Consider the following 16,445-nt stretch of genomic DNA (forward strand, 5'->3'; position numbering starts at 1 on the left):
CCCGGTGGCGATGCATTACGGAGGATGAAATGAGCGGAACAATGATGCATCAGCAGCTGACGATCAATTCCTTGATCGATCATGCCGCGCGGTACCATGGAGGTACCGAGATCGTCTCGGTCGAAACACAGGGCGGCGTCGAGCGCAGCAGCTGGGGCGCGGTCGCACGGAACGCCCGCCTACTGGCCTCGTCGCTGGACAAGCTCGGCGTGGCCGACGATGCAAAGGTTGCCACCATTGCATGGAACAACCGCCGGCATCTTGAGATCTATTTCGGCGTGGCCGGCAGCGGTCGCGTGACCCACACGATCAACCCGCGCCTCTTCCCCGAGCAGATCGCGTACATCGTGAACCATGCCGAGGACAAGGTCGTGATGTTCGACGCGACCTTCCTGCCGCTGGTGGCCGCAGTGCGCAATCACTTCGACACGGTCGAACACTTTGTGCTGCTTGGCCCCCGCGATGACCGCGCCGCCGAGACCATCCCCGGCCTGCTGTTCTACGACGAGTGGATCGCGGGAGGCGACGCGGACTTTGAATGGCCCGAGATCGACGAGACGCGCGCATCGGCGCTCTGCTACACGTCGGGGACGACCGGAAACCCGAAAGGCGTGCAATACACCCATCGTTCGACAGTGCTGCACTCGCTGGCGGGCAACCAGCCGGACGGCATGAATGTCTCGGCCAAGGATTCGGTCATGCCGGTGGTCCCCATGTTTCACGTCAACGCCTGGGGTATCCCCTATGTCGCCGCCCATACCGGTGCGCGGCTGGTGCTGCCGGGGCCGAACCTTGACGGGGAGAGCCTTGCGCGGCTGATCGATGCGGAATCTGTCACCATGTCGCTGGGCGTTCCGACTATCTGGATGGGCCTGCTGGACGGGCTGGAAAAGACCGGCGCCACCGCGAAATCGATGAAGCGCACAGTGGTTGGCGGGTCGGCTTTGCCGCCCTCGATGATCCCTGAATTCCGCGACAAGTACGGGGTCGAACTGATCCATGCCTGGGGAATGACCGAAACCAGTCCGCTGGGTACGCTGAACCAGCTGCTGCAAAAGCACGAAGCGCTGTCCGAGGATGAACAGGCCGCGATCCGGCTGGGGCAGGGGCGTCCGCCCTGGGGCGTAGAGCTGCGCATCGTCGATGAAAACGGTGCGGCACTACCGCATGACGGCGAGACGCAGGGCGAGTTGCATATCCGCGGCCACTGGATCGTCGACAGCTATCTCAAGCGCGACGAAACCACCCTGACCGAAGATGGCTGGTTCGACACCGGTGATATCGCCACGATCGATGCCGATGGCTATATGGTGATCCGCGACCGCTCCAAGGACATCATCAAATCCGGCGGCGAGTGGATCTCGACCGTCGAGCTTGAAAACATCGCCATTGCGCATCCCGGGATCGCGAATGCCGCCGCCATTGCGGCCGCCCACGAGAAATGGGCCGAACGCCCGGTCCTGATCGCGGTAAAGGCCCCCGGCGCCGAAGTGACCGAGGACGCCCTCCTGCATCATTACGAAGGCAAGATCGCCTCGTGGCAGGTTCCGGACAAGGTGATCTTTGTCGAGGCGTTGCCGCTTGGTGCGACGGGCAAGGTTCTGAAGAACAAGTTGCGGGAAGAGTTCGGCGGCGTTCTGACAGTCGCAAAGTAAGAGCATGTGGACGGGCTCTATCGTCGGGGCCCGTCCAATATTTGTCGCAGGTGCGCGGGGTCAGCTTCCCTAGCCCGACCTGTGCCGTTCGATCGTTTCGAACATCGCCTTTCCGATTTCCGGAAAGATGTCGGGCTTGTCCTCGCACAGGGTCTTTCCCTGCGTCATGAAGGCCACGATCACCGGGGCCTTGCCCGGTACGTGGAACCGGATCAGGTCGTGCTTGAAATACGAGGCGCGCTCATCGCCTGTCCAGCCGTTCATTCCGGCCTTGCTCCAGATCGGAACATCCTTCGGAATGCCGCCACCCAGGAAATCGTCAACCTGGTAATGAGGGTCTTGGGATTTCGGTCCGCTTCTTTCGCGGAGCAAGGTTGCCGTCGCCTGCAGTCTCGCAGCACGGCCAAGCGGTAGCGCGCTAGCGAACAATTCGAAGAACAACCGGGCCGATGCAATTGGCGTCAAAGCATTGAGGTTCCGCCCATCCGCGCCTGCAAATTGCGCCTCGCGTCCATAGCGGGTGTCGTCCATCAGTTTCTGAGTAATGTTGCAATCGGCCCATTCGGACCAGCCAAGTCGCTGGAAGAACCGGTTCAGCTCTTCCCGTCGGTCGATCCACGCAGCAAGTTCCGGCGGCGGCAGCAGCGTATCGCCGGTTGTGCCTGTCAACAGATCGATCACGTAATTCGTTGCGGTGTTGGAGGAGAAGGCGATCATGTCATGCATTGCTCGGTCAAGCTCGTCATGGCGCTCGATCCGTCCCGCCTCCAGCGCGTGCAGAGCGTGGGCCAGATGGAAGGCCTTGACCAGGCTGCACGGATAACATTGCCACTCGCCACGATAAGCAAAACCGGACGGGCCTTCCGGCGATTCTTCTACGATGACAAGGCCAAAGGTGTCCCGCGTCAGACCGTCGGACGCGTATCGGTTCTCCAATATCCCGACGATCTCGTTGCCCATGGCGCTCATGGCGTTGGTCTGTTCGAAAAACATGTGTCTTCCTGCCGCGATTGAACGCCCCAAAGGACCGTTCCGTATTGTATATACGTGTTTTTCTCGCGGCCAAGGGCTGGCCGGAAGCGAGGCCTCGAACGTTGGCGGGAACTCGGAACATCCAGCAGATCAACGGCTTGACCCCAGAATTCGCCGGCATAGTCAACGGGGGGCTGTGTACGTATTCACACGTACACGCCAGGGGCGATCTCACCCTTGAACTCGGATGCCAAAAACGCAAGTTACGCGCCGAGTCTCAAGGGGAGATACACCGTGATCAAGGTAATCGACGGGGTGAACGAGATCGTGGGACGGATCGTGTCTGTCGTCGCCGTGATCTTCGCGGCCGTCATCATCTATGACGTGATCCTGCGTTATGTCTTCAATGAACCGACCCGGTGGGCGTTTGACGTGTCCAAGCAGTTGTTCGGGTTCTATTTCGTGCTTTTGGGTGGCTATGCCCTGCGTCACAAGGCGCATGTGCGCGTCGACATCCTGACCGAAAACTTCTCGCACAGGACCCAACGCATCGTTGATGTACTGGGTTATCTGATCTTCTTCTTTCCGTTCGCGTGGGTCTTTCTGACCCGGTCGTGGGATTTCGCACTGCGTTCGTGGAACCAGGCCGAGGTGACCTACGGCGCGATCCAGATGCCGGTCTACCCGCTCAAGATGGCGATGTGTGCGGCTGCCGCCTTGCTGCTGCTGCAGGGTGTATCCGAGGTGCTGAAACTGATCCTCGACCGGCAGGAGGCCAAGCAATGAATCCGGAACTCATCGCTCTGTTCATGTTCGGCTTGCTGGTCGTAGGCCTGTTCATGGGCCACCCGCTGGCCTTTGTACTGGGCGGCACCGCCGTGGTCACCGCCATCGTCGCGGGCAAGCCCATGGTGCTGGGCATCGTCATCAACCGTATTTTTGGCGATGTGCTCGACAATTACACGCTGATTGCAATTCCCCTCTTCGTCCTGATGGCACGGTTCCTGTCGGATTCCGGCGTGACCGACCGGATGTTCGAAACGCTGCGCCTGCTGCTCAGCAGCGTACGCGGCGGGCTGGCGCTGGCGGTCGTGTTCATCTCGATCCTGCTTGCGGCGACCACCGGCATCATCGGGGCGTCCATCACCGTTATGGGGGTCATGGCGCTGCGGCCGATGCTGCAATACGGATACGCGCCGACACTGACCACGGGTGTGATCGCGGCCTCGGGCTGTCTGGGTATCCTGATCCCGCCGTCGATCATGCTGATCCTGATGGCGTCCTATTCCCCGCTTTCGGTGGGCGAGCTTTTCGCGGGCTCCATGATCCCCGGTGTCCTGCTGGGCCTCAGCTATGCGTTTTACGTCTACGTGATCTCGGTCCTGCGTCCCGATCTGGCCCCGATGGTCGAAGAGGATGAAAAGATCGGCCGCGGCGCTTTGATGCGGATGCTGGTGATCGAAGCCCTGCCTCCGCTGGTGCTGATTTTCGGTATCCTCGGCTCCTTGCTCGCCGGTATCGCCACCGCGACCGAAGCCAGCGCGATCGGTGCCGCACTTGCGCTGCTGATCGTCATCTTCCGGGGTCGTTTCCGGCTTGAAACCTTCTATGGTGCGATGCTCGAAACGGGGCGCACTTCGGCCATGATCCTGTTCATCGTCGTGGGTGCCACGGCCTTTACCGGCGTGTTCAACATCACCGGCGGTTTGCGGGCGACGCAGGAACTGATCCGTGGACTCGAGATGGAGCCGTGGATGCTGATCGCGATGATGATGTTCGTCGTGTTCATCCTCGGTGCCTTTCTCGACTGGACCGGGATCGTGCTGCTGTCCTTCCCGATCTTCCTGCCCATCGTGCAGGAAATGGAGGGCGTGAGCCTGCTGTGGTTCGTCGTTCTGATGGCGGTCGTCCTTCAGACCTCGTTCCTGACGCCACCGTTCGGATATGCGCTGTTCTATCTGCGTGCCATCGCGCCTTCGGACGTTCGCACCGGGCATATCGTCCGCGGCGTCCTGCCCTTCATCGGGCTGATCGTGGGCATGTGCCTGCTGGTCGCGGGCTTCCCGCAACTGGTCACTTGGCTGCCCGAAGCCCTCTACACGAAGTAACCCAACCACCCAAGGGAGAGATTCCATGACGTTCAAGTCGACAGTCCTGGCCGCCGCGGCCGCGGCGACCTTCGCAGGTCCGGCGCTTGCTCAGGAAAGCTGGACAATGACGACCACCTGGCCCTCGTCGCTGGAGCTGATCGAGACCGACAAGAAATTCGTCGAGCTCGCCAACAAGCTGACGCAGGGCGAACTGAGCATCGAGTTCTTCGAAGGCGGCAGCCTCGTGCCCGCGGGCGAAGTGTTCGGCGCGGTCGAATCCGGCACTGTTCAGGCCGGTGGCGACTGGCCCGGCTACTGGGCCGGACGCGACGCGGCCTTTTCGCCGCTGGCGACAACGGCATCGCTGTTCAACGCCGTGGATTACGTCAACTGGATCCAGCAGTGGGGCGGCGCGGAGCTCTATAACGAGATCTACGGTCAGTACGGCATGGTTTACCTGCCTTATGGCGTGACCAACAACGAGTCCGGCTTCCGCACGAACGAGCCGATCCGCAACCTCGACGATCTGCAGGGCAAGCGTCTGCGTCTTTCGGGCCTCGAGCAGGGCAAACTGCTTGAGCAACTGGGCGGCAACCAGGTGTCGATGGCCGGTGGCGAGATCTACCAGTCGCTGGAACGCGGCGTGATCGACGGTGCCGAATTCTCGACCCCGAATGTCGACTGGTCCGCAGGGTTCCAGCAGGTCACCCAGTACTGGGCGACACCCGGCTGGCACCAGTCGGCCTCGATCTTCGGCGTGATGATCAACAAATCCGCCTGGGATGCGCTGAGCCCGGAAACCCAGGAAAAGTTGCAGATTGCGGCTGACGCGACGCTGCTGTGGTCGCTGGCCTTCACCGAGAAGCGCGCCACCGAAGCCTATGCCCAGTTCGACGAGGCGGTCGAGATCAACCGTTACGACGACGAGACGCTGGCCAAGGTGCAGGAGATGGCCAACGAGGTCATCGTCGAAACGGCCTGCGCCAACCCGAACTCGGCCAAGGTCTATCTGAGCATGGTTGAATACCTCGAGGACTACGCCCAGTGGCGTGATGCCTCGGCCCCCTTCAACCTGGGCCGCACCCCGGCAGGGCCCGATGCGGCCGCTCTGCGCGACTGCGCCCAGTAACCTGACATTTTTTTGAGCCTATTAGGCCCGCCAAGACCCGGCGGGCCTTTCGTTTGTCCGGGCGCCGGTTGTATAGGGCGCCCGACTCGGACAGATTGCCAAGGGAAGACATTCATGACCACACAGCATCAGCACTGGGGCTCACGGCTGACCTTCATCCTTGCGGCGACGGGGTCCGCCGTCGGTTTGGGCAACATCTGGAAGTTTCCCTATATGGTCGGCGAAAGCGGCGGCGCCGCGTTTGTGCTCGTCTACCTTCTGTGCATTGCCGCCATAGGAATGCCGGTGCTGATTGCCGAGTGGCTGCTGGGCCGTCGCGGGCAGAAGAACGCAATCGACACGATGCGCGATCTGGCAAAGGAAAACGGACGCAGTTCCGCCTGGACACTGCTTGGGGTCAGTTCGGTCCTTGTCGGCGCTGTTATCCTGTCATTCTACAGCGTCATCGGCGGCTGGTCCCTCTACTACACGGTGCAGGCTGGCGCGGGGCAATTCGCCGAACAGGACGCCGCCGGTATCTCGGACTTGTTCGAGCAGATGCTGGCCAGCCCGGCCACGCTGCTGCTGGCGCATACGGTGTTCATGGCCGCGACCGTGGCGATCGTCGCGCGCGGTCTCAAGGGCGGGATCGAAGCTTCGGTCCGACTGCTGATGCCGACACTGGCAGGGTTGATACTTGTCCTGCTCGCCTATGCTGTCTCGACCGGTCATTTTGGCGAGGCGTTCAGCTACATGTTCTCGTTCGACCTCCGCGAAATCAGCGGAGGGACCGTCCTTGCCGCGATGGGGCAGGCCTTTTTCACGCTCTCCGTGGGCGCGGGCGTGATGATCGCCTACGGCTCCTACCTCGGGCATGAAACGAACCTGCTCAGCACCGCGCGCACCGTGATCCTGTTCGATACAGGTTTCGCGCTGGCCGCCGGCCTGATCATCTTTCCCATCGTGTTCGCCAATGGGCTGGAAACAAGCGAAGGTCCGGGGCTCATCTTCGTGACGCTACCGCTTGCCTTTGCCGAAATGATCGGCGGCACGGTGATCGGATTGCTGTTCTTCCTGCTGTTGTCCTTTGCCGCGCTGACCTCGTCCATCTCGCTGCTGGAACCGGTCGTCGAGTTCCTGTCGGAACGCAGTTCGCTGGGCCGGGCCGTGTCCACCGCAGTTGCGGGAGCCGTGATCTGGGCACTGGGGATCGCGGCGCTGCTGTCCTTCAACGTCTGGAGCGCCCCGCTGCCAGTAATCGGGATGAACGTGTTCGACTCTCTCGATGTGATCACCAGCCAGTACATGCTGCCACTGAACGGGTTGTTTGCCGCGCTGTTCGTCGGCTGGGCCCTGAAATGGCAGGGCGTGCAGGATGAACTTGGGCTCTCGGGCGGCGGCGCGGCTTTGTGGTCCATTCTGGCCCGCTTGGTCGCCCCGGTCGGCGTTGCCGTGGTCTTCGTGGCTGGTTTCTTCTGATCCCCGACATTCTTTCCGGGGATATTGCCGAACGGCCAGGGCGGTCTGGGCCGCCCCGCCCGACGCCCTCAGAACATCGAGTTCGGGTTCCGGTACTCGGTGGGTACCGGCTCCATCGCGGCCCAGTGTTCCACCATCATGCCGTCGCGCAGGCGCCAGATGTCGGCACGGGCGAACTGCTTGCCGCCGATGAACACGCGGCTATGGGCAAGTACCAAGTCATTCTGGCCAATGATCCGTTTGATGTCGACCTCGGCCCCGACAAACCGGGTTTTCACGTCTTCAATCAGCGCATCCGGACCGTCCCCTCCGGTGCCATGCTGAACATAGTCCCCGGACACGAAATCGCGCACCTTGTCCGCGCCGCTGGCGTTGAACACGGTGTTGATGAAATCAGCCACCCGCAGCTTGTTCTGGTCGACCACGTCTTGCGGTTCCGGCTGCGTCTCGAGGGCTATGCCAAAGGCCTTCTCAGCGTCCTTGACCGGCATCAGGATGTCCCAATGCTCCCGACTCTGACCGTCGCGGATAAAGTTCAGGTCAATGGCGACCATCATCGGGGCGCCCGCGTTGAACTTCAGCTTTGACATCATTGTCACGTATGGCCCTTCGGCTATGCGCAACACCGGCTCATACACCATTTGGTTGTAGTCCAGCCCCCTGAACAGGTCGATGACACCTTCCTTGCCATCTTCCATGTAAAGGCTGTGCTGAACGTAGTTGTCGGAGTAAAGCGCGCGCATCGCGTTCCAGTCGCGGGCAAAGATCGCTTCAAAGATCCTGTCGAGCGTGGCGATATTGGCATCGGTCCGGGGCAGTTCGGCGGGATGAACGGTAAGGTATTCATGATCGGCAGGTGCCGTTGTCGCGGCTGTGGCGGTCAGCCCGGATAGCGCCAGCGCGGCAAGGACGGTCGTTCGCATCGGAGGTTCCTCTGGTTGGATCTGATCCACCAAGTCTGAGCCAACCATCATTGATTGACTATCGGGCTGTTATCGAATTCATTGCTTGCCAATGAAGCATAATGAGATTGACCTTCTGCGCCCGGCAGCTGTCTTTGCTGCAGTGGTTGAGCATGGCTCCTTCCGTTCCGCTGCCGCGCAGTTGGACCTGTCGCCGCCTTTCGTCAGCCAGTTGGTGACAGAGTTGGAGGATCGGCTGGGCGTCCAGCTGTTGTACCGTTCGACCCGTAAGCTCGAACTCACGGATGCAGGGCGGCGTTTCCTGGATGGCGTGTCGGCCATGCTGGATGCGTTCGATCAGGGCGCGCAGGCCGTCAGGCACCAGAAATCCGGCGCCAGCGGAAGGTTGCGGATCTCGGCGCCAACGATCATGGCGACCGAAGCGCTCGCAAGATTCCTCGTGCAATTTCAGACGGCCCGGCCTGCGCTCGAATTGTCCGTCGATCTCAGCGACGATCACCGGGACGCGATCGACGACCGTGTCGACCTCGTGATCCGTATCGGCAACCCCGAGGATGACAGCCGACCTGCACGCAGGCTTTTCCAAACCGAAGGCTGGATTTGCGCCGGACCGCAGATAGCGCCGGACCTGCGCAAGCCCGAGGATTTGAAACGGTTTCGATGGGTGCGGACAGAACGGATGAAGGCCGAGAGGATGGGATTCACCGACAGCCGAACGGGAACGCGGGTCACCCTCGAAGGTGCTCCGGCGATGAGCGTCAACAGCGATCAGCTTACCCGGCACCTCATCGCGCTTGGAGCGGGTTATGCTGTGTTTCCCGATTTCGCGGTCAGGGACGCAGTGTCAAAAGGGTCCCTGATCCGCGTCCTGCCAGAACTGGAAATGCCCAGTATAGGTGTTTATGCCCTGTTTTCGGCGCGCCGCAGCAGGCTGAGCAACGCAAGGGTTTTCGTGGACGCGTTGGAGGCCTTTCTCAAGACCCCCGTCAGGCACAGGACCTAGCCGTCACCCGGCCCAATCCGCCAACACGGACCGGAGCGAGGCCTCGATCTGCCCCTCGCACCAGACATCGCCCCAACGCTCGGCCTGTTCCGCACGCAAGCGGGTGATGGCCGGCGCCGCTGCCAATCGTCTCGACAGCGCCAGCACATTGGGCGCGTGATCGCTGATCGTGCCTTCCAGTGCTGGAAGAGTATCGACAATCGTTACCCAAAGCGCCGAGCAGGCAAGATCGGCCACGCCCGGACTGGGCGTTCCCAGCAGCGTGCCATGCTCTGCGCCCAGACCGTTGCGGCGTCCCAGATCTTCAAAGATCTGCAACCAGCGGGGCAGGCGATGGGCGGCGAAATTGTTCCAGCTTTCCTGCGTCCACATCTGGTCGCCGCAATTCCGCGTCAGCGCATGCAGGACGTCGATGCAATCGCCCAGAACCTTGCGCGTCATGGCATCCCCGACCGGATCGCCCGGCATCAGGTCAAGCTCTTCGCCCAGATAGGAGCAGATGGCGGGGGCCTGAGAAATCCACGCGTCATGTTCGGCGTCCTGCAGTACCGGTGGCCCCATGAATGGCACCGGCTGCTCGGCGATATCGGTTTGATACAGCGCCATGACTGCATCCCTGTCGGGTTCTGTCCAGGGTTGGCCGGCATGGGCCAGGATGTAGCGGGCGAACTGTGCGCGAAAGGGGATTGGCCAGTAATAGAGTGTAAAGCGTTCGGGCACGATGCAAGCTTTCCGAAAGGGGTTGGATGGAAACGGGCGCGGCCCCAGATAGCCCCATGTTCCGGGCCGCGTCCAATCCTTTTGACCGGCGACGGGTCAGGCGGTTGCCCGTTTCCCCGATATCGTTCGGTTCCGCTCCCGCCGCCGTTTCCGTCGGGCTGTCAGGCGCTCACCCAGTATCAGCATTGCCGGCGTGACGATCAGGGTCAGCAGTGTCGCGACCATCAGCCCGCCGGCGATGGCCGAGCTGAGTTCGGTCCACCATTGGGTCGACGGCGCACCATAGACGATCTCGCGCCGGAAGAAATCGATGTTGATACCGATCACCATGGGCATCAGGCCAAGTGCTGTCGTGACCGAGGTCAGAATGACCGGGCGCAAGCGTTGTGCGCCGGTCCGTAACGCCGCCTCGAGGGGTTCCATTCCTGTCTTCTTGAGGTCGTTGAACGTATCGATCAGGACGATGTTGTTGTTCACCACGATACCTGCCAGCGCGATGACACCGATCCCGCCCATGACCACGCCAAAGGGCCGTCCGGTTAGCATCAGCCCCAGCAGCACGCCCGCGATCGAGAAGATGATCGCGCTCATGACCACGAAGGCCTGAAAGAAGCTGTTGAACTGGGTCACAAGGATCACGATCATCAGACCGATGGCTGCGGCAAACGCGCCGGCCAGAAAGATCATCGCGTCCATCTGGTCTTCGGCCTCGCCGGCAAAGGACCATGACACGGCGTCCGGCAGATCCATCTGTTCAAGCGCCGAGCGCAGCGCGACGATCTGGTCATTGACGAGAAGACCGGGCGCCACGTTGGCGGCGATTGTCGTCACGCGCTCCTGGTCGATCCGCTTTATCGTGCCGCTTCGCGGGGCCGGTTCGAAACTCACGAAGTTGGTAACCGGTACAAGGCCGTTGGATGTCGGGACGCGCAGGCTCTCCAGCTCGGCGAGCGTGCGCTCTCCCGCGGGGAACCTTACGCGGATATCGACGGCCCCTTCGGCGTCGTCGGGCCGGTACTCGGCGACCGTGATGCCTTGCGTCAGAAGTTGAACGGCTTGCCCCAAAAGGGTGACATCTGCACCGAAACGGGCTGCCTCGGACCGGTCAAGCTTGATCTCCCATTCGACGCCAGGCAGCGGGCGGGTGTCGGTTAAATCGGTAAAGCCGCCGATCGCCTCCATCCGCGCGCGGATCATCTCGACCGCAGCCGCCTGTGCGGCGCGATCGCGCGAGGTGATCTCGAGGCTGACCGGCTTGCCCGCAGACGGACCGCCCGACTGCACCTGCACCTGCACGTCGATGCCGGGAATGACCGTCATGTCCTGCCGGATCTGCTCGGCGATCTGGGCCGCGGGGCGCCGGGTGTCCCATTCGGTCAGTTCCAGCTGGATGGTGCCGATCACCTCTTCATCGGCCTGCTGGCTGGAGCCGGTGCGTGCATAGACACTGGAGACCTCGTCATAGCGCAGCAGGCGGTTTTCGACCTGACGGATCAGCGCATCCTGCTCGTAGATCGAGAAATTGTCCCGCGCGCGTACTTCGACTTGCGCGAAATCAGGCTCGACTTCTGGGAAAAACGAAAGGCCGTTGCCGAACTGACCATAGGCAAGAAAGGCGGCCACCAGCGACATGATTGCAAACAAGAGCGTGCGGCCGGGCCGCAGGATCGCCCACTCCAGCGTCCGGACGTAGATCCCCGCCAATCCTCGCATGCGGCGGGGATCGCCGTACTCGGCTGCCGCGATCTGGTGCTGCTGACTCGCACTCTGCGGCTGGCGTTTTCCGATCAACCCGCCAAGGACGGGGATGAAGATCAGCGCCATGAACAAGGACGCGGCAAGCGTCAACAGAACGGTGATCGGCAGGAACTTCATGAACTCCCCCACGGTGCCGGACCAGAACAGCAAGGGAAAAAACACGCTGAGCGTCGTCGCCGTCGAGGCGATGATCGGCCAAGCCATCCGTTTGGCGGCCTGGGCATAAGCAGCCCGCGCCGACTGTCCCTCGTGCAGGTAGCGGTCTGCCAGCTCGACCGTGACGATGGCGCCATCGACAAGCATCCCCACCACGAGGATAAGGCTGAACAGGACCACGATATTCATCGTGTAACCCATGAAATAGAGCGCGGCGACACCGGCCAGGAAGGCCCCGGGTATCGCCAGGCCGACCAGAACCGATGACCGCAGGCCCAGGGCCCAGACGATGACGATCATCACCAGAAGTACGGCCGCGATCACATTCGATTCCAGGTCCGACAGCATCGTCTCCACCTGTTCGCTCTCGTCCTGCATGTAGTTGATGCGGACGCTTTCGGGCCATTCGGCCTGCGCGCTCTCGATTTCGGCTCGGACGGCGGCGACGGTTTCGATGATGTTGGCGCCGACGCGTTTCTTGACTTCGAGGGCCAGCGCAGGCTGACCGTTGATCCGCGCAAAGCTCGTCGGGTCTTCGAACGTGCGCCTTACAGTTGCGACATCGCCGAAGGTCACCACCGTGTCGCCCGAAACCTTGACCGGCAACTCCATGACATCGCCGAGATCTTCGACGAGACCCGGCACCTTGAGCACGATGCGTCCGGCGCTGTTCTCTATCGCGCCGGCGGCAATCAGTCGGTTGTTGCGGTTGATCTGGCCGATCAGCTCGTCAAAGGAAAGGTTGTAGGTCTCGAACACCGTGGGGTCGATCAACACCTCCATCAGCTCGAAACGCTCACCACCGATATCGACTTCGAGCACGCCCGTAAGGCTTTCGATCCTGTCCTTGAGGTCATCGGCAAGGGCATTGAGCGTGCGTTCGGGTACCGGTCCGGACAGTATCGCGGTCAGGATCGGGAACAGGGCGGTGTTGATCTCGGTCACCACAGGATCCGAGGCGTCGTCAGGCAGCTCGTCCGTGGCCTTGTCGACCGCCTCACGGACCTTGTCGAGCGCCGCATCGGCGTCGAAACCGGGCTCGAACTCAAGCTGAACGCTGGCGTAACCTTCGGCGGCAGTGGCCGTCATGGTCTTGAGGCCGCTCAACGCACCCAGTTCCGTTTCGAGCGGTTCGATCAGCAGACGCTCGGCATCTTCGGGGGTAATGCCTTCGAGCGCGGTCGAGACGTAAACCGTCGGAATCGGGATCTCGGGCGAGCTTTCCTTGGGGATCGCGCTGTAGGCTAGCGCGCCGACGGCCAGGACAAGCCCAAGAACCAACGCGACCACCCGCGCACGGCTGAAGGCGGCATCGATCAACATGTTCATCAGTTGGTTTCCCCGCTCGTGGTTGCGGGCATCTTGACGCCTTGCGCTGCTGTATCGTCTGCCTCGACACTTGGCGAAACCGGCTCGCCATCACTGACAAATCCCTGGCCGATCGTGATCAATCGCACCGTGTCGGGCAGGCCGCTGATCCAGACGCCATCGGTTTGCGCGCGTTCCAGGACGACCTCGTGAAACACGACCTTGTTTTCATCGTTCACCGTCTTGACGCCAAGCGCGCCGTCGGGCCCAAGAGACAGGATGGCCGGCGAGACGAAATGCGCCGACATCTGGCCGGTGGGAATCCGCACCTGGACGGACAGGCCGGACGCAATGGCACCACCAGGGTTCGGCACGGTTATCTCAGCGCGGAAGGTACGCGTCTGCGACGCCGCGTCCTTGCTGACATATCCAACGGTGCCGGTGCGCGTTTCGCCGGTGATGAAATCGACGGTTGCCTCCTGTCCTTCGCTGATCCGCGCAAGCGATTGCTGGGGTATCTGGATCACGATGCTGAGCGGGTCGGTGTCGAGTATCGTGCCCACCTCGGTCCCCGCCGAGACATAGGCACCGTCGTCAAGGTCCAGCGCATCGAGCCGTCCGGCGAAAGGTGCGCGGATCACCGCGGCGTCGACCGCCTCTTCGGCCTGGGTCAGTTTGGCCTCGGCCGATGCAAGCGTCGCACGGGCGGCGGCAACCCGGTCGGTCGTCGAAACACCCCGTTCCAGAAGCGTCTGGGAGTTCTCGAATTCGCGGCGGGCGCGCGCGACCTCTTCGCGGGCTTCCTGCACCTGAGCTTCCTGCTCTCGGGTGACGAGGCGAGCAATTTCTTCGCCCCGTTCGACAAAATCGCCTTTCTCTGCCGACAGCGTGGCGACATCTCCGTCTGTTTCAGCCCGCAGGATGGCGCGGCGGTCCGGTTGTGCCTGTCCTTCCGCCGTGAATAGCTGCGTCACCTGCCGCGCCGTGCTGTCGCGCACGGCAACCGTAACGGGCTTGACCGTTACGGCAGGCTGGGCCTCGTCCTCGGGCGGCGCGGGCAGGATCAGGCCGCTGGCCATCCAGCCGACAAGGGCAAGGGCCAACAGGCCCGCGACCCATTTGGACCGTGCCGAACCGGGTTCGTCCGTGAATTCGAGCCGAAGCGGCGGCTTCGCTCCGTCGGGTGTACTCATAAGCTCTGTGCCTCCTTTTGCAGAGGTTTTTGGCCGTCAGAAACCGCTATGCGTGACGCCGACGGCGGCGGTCCAGGTATGTTCGGATGCGGTCACTAACGCGTGACGTGGAAAGGCCTGTCGTTACACACTCGGCGCGCCGGTCATCGCGACCCGGCAATCTCGGCGATCATCATGCGAAACTCGTCGGGGTCGGCCAAGGCAACGCTGCCGATGGGAAGGCCAAGCAAACGGTCAAGCATCGCGCCTTCGGCAATCATGCGCTCGTTCAACAGGCGTATGGCGTCGTCGACATCCCCGTCTTCCGCAATCGCGATGGCCTTTTGCGATATGTCGCGGCGTCCCGGCCCCAAGGCAAGGATCACCTCGGCGGCCATCTGGCTGTCGGTCACGGTGAAACAGCCCTCTGCCACTCCTTCATCGATCATCTCTTGCAGCATCGGCAGAGCCACGCGAGAGGCCTCGGCGTTGATCCTGTGAAACAGCGCATCATTCTCGGGGCGCAACAGGACATCCGCGATGAATTTCAGTTCGGGCGCTCGATGAACCCGCCAGCGGTTGGTGGCGGCGATAAAGGCGTTGAACCGGCTCAGCGCGTCGCCGTCGGCGGCCTTTTGTGCTGCCTGCGCGACCGACATGCCCTGCCACGTCATGCGTTGCACGAGCCCGTCGAGCAACTCTTCCTTCGCAGTGAAATGATGATAGAAACCGCCCTTGGATATGCCGGCCTCGGCCAGAACATCGGCAATCGTCACCGCGTCCCAGCCGCGCGCCAGGAACAGGCGCTGCGCCGCGTCCAGGATACTTTCGCGCCGCTCTTCGGGCGCCATTCGCAGTCGTTTCCGCTCGTCTTCCTCGCCGCGGATCGACGCCCCGCCCGCCTTGGTATGCATGCCGTGCCTCATGTCACGGTCGGTCATTGTTCTTTTACCGACCAGAAGTCGGTATAAAGGATGACCGGCGCGAAAGGTCAAGTGGCCGGACACGCACGGCGGCATTTCCAAACGTCAACACGGCCGGATTTCGCGCAGCCCCGCGTCACCTTTGGTGAACATGGATGACGTCTTTCATCCGGCAACCGGCTCCTGTTAACAGCGGTAACGGTGATCCTGTTCGAGGCCGAAATGCTGTTTATCACGATCTGGCCGATTTTCGCGTTGATATGCCTCGGCCATGTGCTGGCGCGGCGCAACTTTCCCTCGGCTGAATTCTGGCCCGCGGCAGAGCGGCTGAACTATCACGTTCTTTTCCCGGCCTTGCTCGTCTCAAGCCTTGCCAACGCCCCGGTGCGTGATCCGCAGATCCTGCGACTGGGTGGGGCGACGGTGCTGACGATCCTGATCGCCGTTGCGGTGTTGTACGCCTTGCGAGCCGTCCACCATATGCCGCCGGCACGTTTCGGCCCGCTGGTGCAAGGGATCGTGCGGTTCAATACCTACCTTGCCCTGTCCATCCTGGCGACACTCGAAGGGATTGCGGGGTTGGAGCGTGCGGCGGTCTATCTCGCGGTCGCAGTGCCGTTGGTCAACGTTCTCGCCATCGTCGCACTGAGCGATGCGGGAACCGCGCACCGGCCATTTGTTCTGATCGCTACGGTTTTCCGTAATCCGCTTGTTCTTGCCTGCGTCATCGGCGCGTGCCTCGCGCTGAGCGAGGTCGGCCTACCCTACGGTTCGGACCGATTCCTCAAACTGATGGGAGAGGGGAGCCTTCCGCTCGGCTTGCTTTGCGTTGGCGCAGCGCTCCGACCCGCTTCACTGCGCCAAGACATCAAGGGTTTGCTTGGTGCGGGTCTGGCACGCCTGTTGATCATGCCTGTGCTTGCGGGCATCGTGGCGCGCGTCTTTGGCCTGTCCGGGGTAGAGGCCATGGTGCTGGTCGTGTTCTCTGCGGTTCCGGCCGCACCGACCGCCTATGTCCTGACCCAGCAGTTAAAGGGTGACGGGCCGTTCATGGCGGGTATCGTGACGTTCCAGACCCTGCTTGCCGTTGCGACCATTCCGGCGGTCCTGCTCCTTTTCTCGGCACTCTGACAAGGCACGCGACGCAGGCCGTTTTTGGCGCTGCGTCCGATTTCCTT

The 16,445-nt window shown here is 62.0% G+C and carries 13 protein-coding genes; 7 read left to right on the top strand and 6 right to left on the bottom strand.

Annotated elements, in window-relative coordinates:
* Positions 1–29 precede the first annotated feature (29 nt).
* Complete coding sequence (locus ACFORG_RS03535; RefSeq protein WP_386734013.1) at positions 30–1,655, top strand: long-chain-fatty-acid--CoA ligase; 1,626 nt, start codon at positions 30–32, stop codon at positions 1,653–1,655.
* Between the two features lie 69 nt (positions 1,656–1,724).
* Here the strand turns inward: ACFORG_RS03535 and ACFORG_RS03540 are convergent, their stop codons facing one another.
* Positions 1,725–2,648: a hypothetical protein gene (locus tag ACFORG_RS03540; protein WP_386734014.1), complete on the bottom strand. Its 924-nt coding sequence runs from the start codon at positions 2,646–2,648 to the stop codon at positions 1,725–1,727.
* 273 nt (positions 2,649–2,921) lie between these two features.
* On the opposite strand from ACFORG_RS03540, the gene ACFORG_RS03545 reads away from it, so the two are divergent.
* The 4 genes from ACFORG_RS03545 (at position 2,922) to ACFORG_RS03560 (ending at position 7,304) form a co-directional block, all read left to right on the top strand.
* Positions 2,922–3,413, top strand: a complete 492-nt coding sequence (locus ACFORG_RS03545; RefSeq protein WP_386734015.1) for a TRAP transporter small permease subunit — start codon at positions 2,922–2,924, stop codon at positions 3,411–3,413.
* Positions 3,410–4,735 (top strand): TRAP transporter large permease, encoded by a 1,326-nt coding sequence (locus ACFORG_RS03550; RefSeq protein WP_386734016.1) that lies wholly within the window; start codon positions 3,410–3,412, stop codon positions 4,733–4,735. Before ACFORG_RS03545 ends, ACFORG_RS03550 begins: the two co-directional genes overlap by 4 nt.
* 25 nt (positions 4,736–4,760) lie before the next feature.
* Positions 4,761–5,846, top strand: coding sequence for a TRAP transporter substrate-binding protein DctP (gene dctP, locus ACFORG_RS03555; protein ID WP_386734017.1), 1,086 nt, complete (start codon positions 4,761–4,763; stop codon positions 5,844–5,846).
* A 114-nt stretch (positions 5,847–5,960) separates the two neighbouring features.
* Entirely contained in the window at positions 5,961–7,304 is a 1,344-nt protein-coding gene (locus tag ACFORG_RS03560; protein ID WP_386734018.1) for a sodium-dependent transporter, read from the top strand.
* 68 nt (positions 7,305–7,372) lie between these two features.
* Here the strand turns inward: ACFORG_RS03560 and ACFORG_RS03565 are convergent, their stop codons facing one another.
* A complete protein-coding gene (locus ACFORG_RS03565) occupies positions 7,373–8,227 on the bottom strand; it encodes a nuclear transport factor 2 family protein (protein ID WP_386734019.1) in 855 nt (284 codons plus the stop codon).
* Positions 8,228–8,318: 91 nt separating this feature from the next.
* Here ACFORG_RS03565 and ACFORG_RS03570 point away from each other — a divergent pair, with 91 nt between their 5' ends.
* Positions 8,319–9,230, top strand: coding sequence for a LysR family transcriptional regulator (locus ACFORG_RS03570; protein WP_386734020.1), 912 nt, complete (start codon positions 8,319–8,321; stop codon positions 9,228–9,230).
* Between the two features lie 3 nt (positions 9,231–9,233).
* Here the strand turns inward: ACFORG_RS03570 and ACFORG_RS03575 are convergent, their stop codons facing one another.
* The 4 genes from ACFORG_RS03575 to ACFORG_RS03590 all read right to left on the bottom strand — a co-directional run bounded on the left by ACFORG_RS03575 (position 9,234) and on the right by ACFORG_RS03590 (position 15,285).
* On the bottom strand, positions 9,234–9,950 hold the full coding sequence (locus tag ACFORG_RS03575) for a glutathione S-transferase (RefSeq protein WP_386734021.1): 717 nt from the start codon (positions 9,948–9,950) through the stop codon (positions 9,234–9,236).
* A gap of 96 nt (positions 9,951–10,046) precedes the next feature.
* Positions 10,047–13,193 carry an efflux RND transporter permease subunit gene (locus ACFORG_RS03580; protein ID WP_386734022.1) on the bottom strand — a complete coding sequence of 1,049 codons (3,147 nt, stop codon included), beginning with the start codon at positions 13,191–13,193 and terminating at the stop codon, positions 10,047–10,049.
* Entirely contained in the window at positions 13,193–14,365 is a 1,173-nt protein-coding gene (locus ACFORG_RS03585) for an efflux RND transporter periplasmic adaptor subunit (protein WP_386734023.1), read from the bottom strand. Before ACFORG_RS03585 ends, ACFORG_RS03580 begins: the two co-directional genes overlap by 1 nt.
* Positions 14,366–14,508: 143 nt before the next feature.
* Complete coding sequence (locus tag ACFORG_RS03590; RefSeq protein WP_386734024.1) at positions 14,509–15,285, bottom strand: TetR/AcrR family transcriptional regulator; 777 nt, start codon at positions 15,283–15,285, stop codon at positions 14,509–14,511.
* Between the two features lie 204 nt (positions 15,286–15,489).
* Between ACFORG_RS03590 and ACFORG_RS03595 the strand changes: the two genes are divergently transcribed.
* Positions 15,490–16,398, top strand: a complete 909-nt coding sequence (locus tag ACFORG_RS03595) for an AEC family transporter (protein ID WP_386734114.1) — start codon at positions 15,490–15,492, stop codon at positions 16,396–16,398.
* Positions 16,399–16,445: the final 47 nt, after the last annotated feature.

The sequence above is a fragment of the Lutimaribacter marinistellae genome, assembly GCF_042648365.1.
Taxonomy (GTDB): domain Bacteria; phylum Pseudomonadota; class Alphaproteobacteria; order Rhodobacterales; family Rhodobacteraceae; genus Lutimaribacter_A; species Lutimaribacter_A marinistellae.

What these genes read in the sequence shown, in the direction of transcription:
- ACFORG_RS03535 (WP_386734013.1), top strand. Translation starts at nt 30, where the DNA reads ATGAGCGGAACAATGATGCATCAGCAGCTGACGATCAATTCCTTGATC.
- ACFORG_RS03540 (WP_386734014.1), bottom strand. Translation starts at nt 2,648, where the DNA reads ATGTTTTTCGAACAGACCAACGCCATGAGCGCCATGGGCAACGAGATC.
- ACFORG_RS03550 (WP_386734016.1), top strand. Translation starts at nt 3,410, where the DNA reads ATGAATCCGGAACTCATCGCTCTGTTCATGTTCGGCTTGCTGGTCGTA.
- dctP (WP_386734017.1), top strand. Translation starts at nt 4,761, where the DNA reads ATGACGTTCAAGTCGACAGTCCTGGCCGCCGCGGCCGCGGCGACCTTC.
- ACFORG_RS03560 (WP_386734018.1), top strand. Translation starts at nt 5,961, where the DNA reads ATGACCACACAGCATCAGCACTGGGGCTCACGGCTGACCTTCATCCTT.
- ACFORG_RS03565 (WP_386734019.1), bottom strand. Translation starts at nt 8,227, where the DNA reads ATGCGAACGACCGTCCTTGCCGCGCTGGCGCTATCCGGGCTGACCGCC.
- ACFORG_RS03570 (WP_386734020.1), top strand. Translation starts at nt 8,319, where the DNA reads ATGAAGCATAATGAGATTGACCTTCTGCGCCCGGCAGCTGTCTTTGCT.
- ACFORG_RS03580 (WP_386734022.1), bottom strand. Translation starts at nt 13,193, where the DNA reads ATGAACATGTTGATCGATGCCGCCTTCAGCCGTGCGCGGGTGGTCGCG.
- ACFORG_RS03585 (WP_386734023.1), bottom strand. Translation starts at nt 14,365, where the DNA reads ATGAGTACACCCGACGGAGCGAAGCCGCCGCTTCGGCTCGAATTCACG.
- ACFORG_RS03590 (WP_386734024.1), bottom strand. Translation starts at nt 15,285, where the DNA reads ATGACCGACCGTGACATGAGGCACGGCATGCATACCAAGGCGGGCGGG.
- ACFORG_RS03595 (WP_386734114.1), top strand. Translation starts at nt 15,490, where the DNA reads ATGCTGTTTATCACGATCTGGCCGATTTTCGCGTTGATATGCCTCGGC.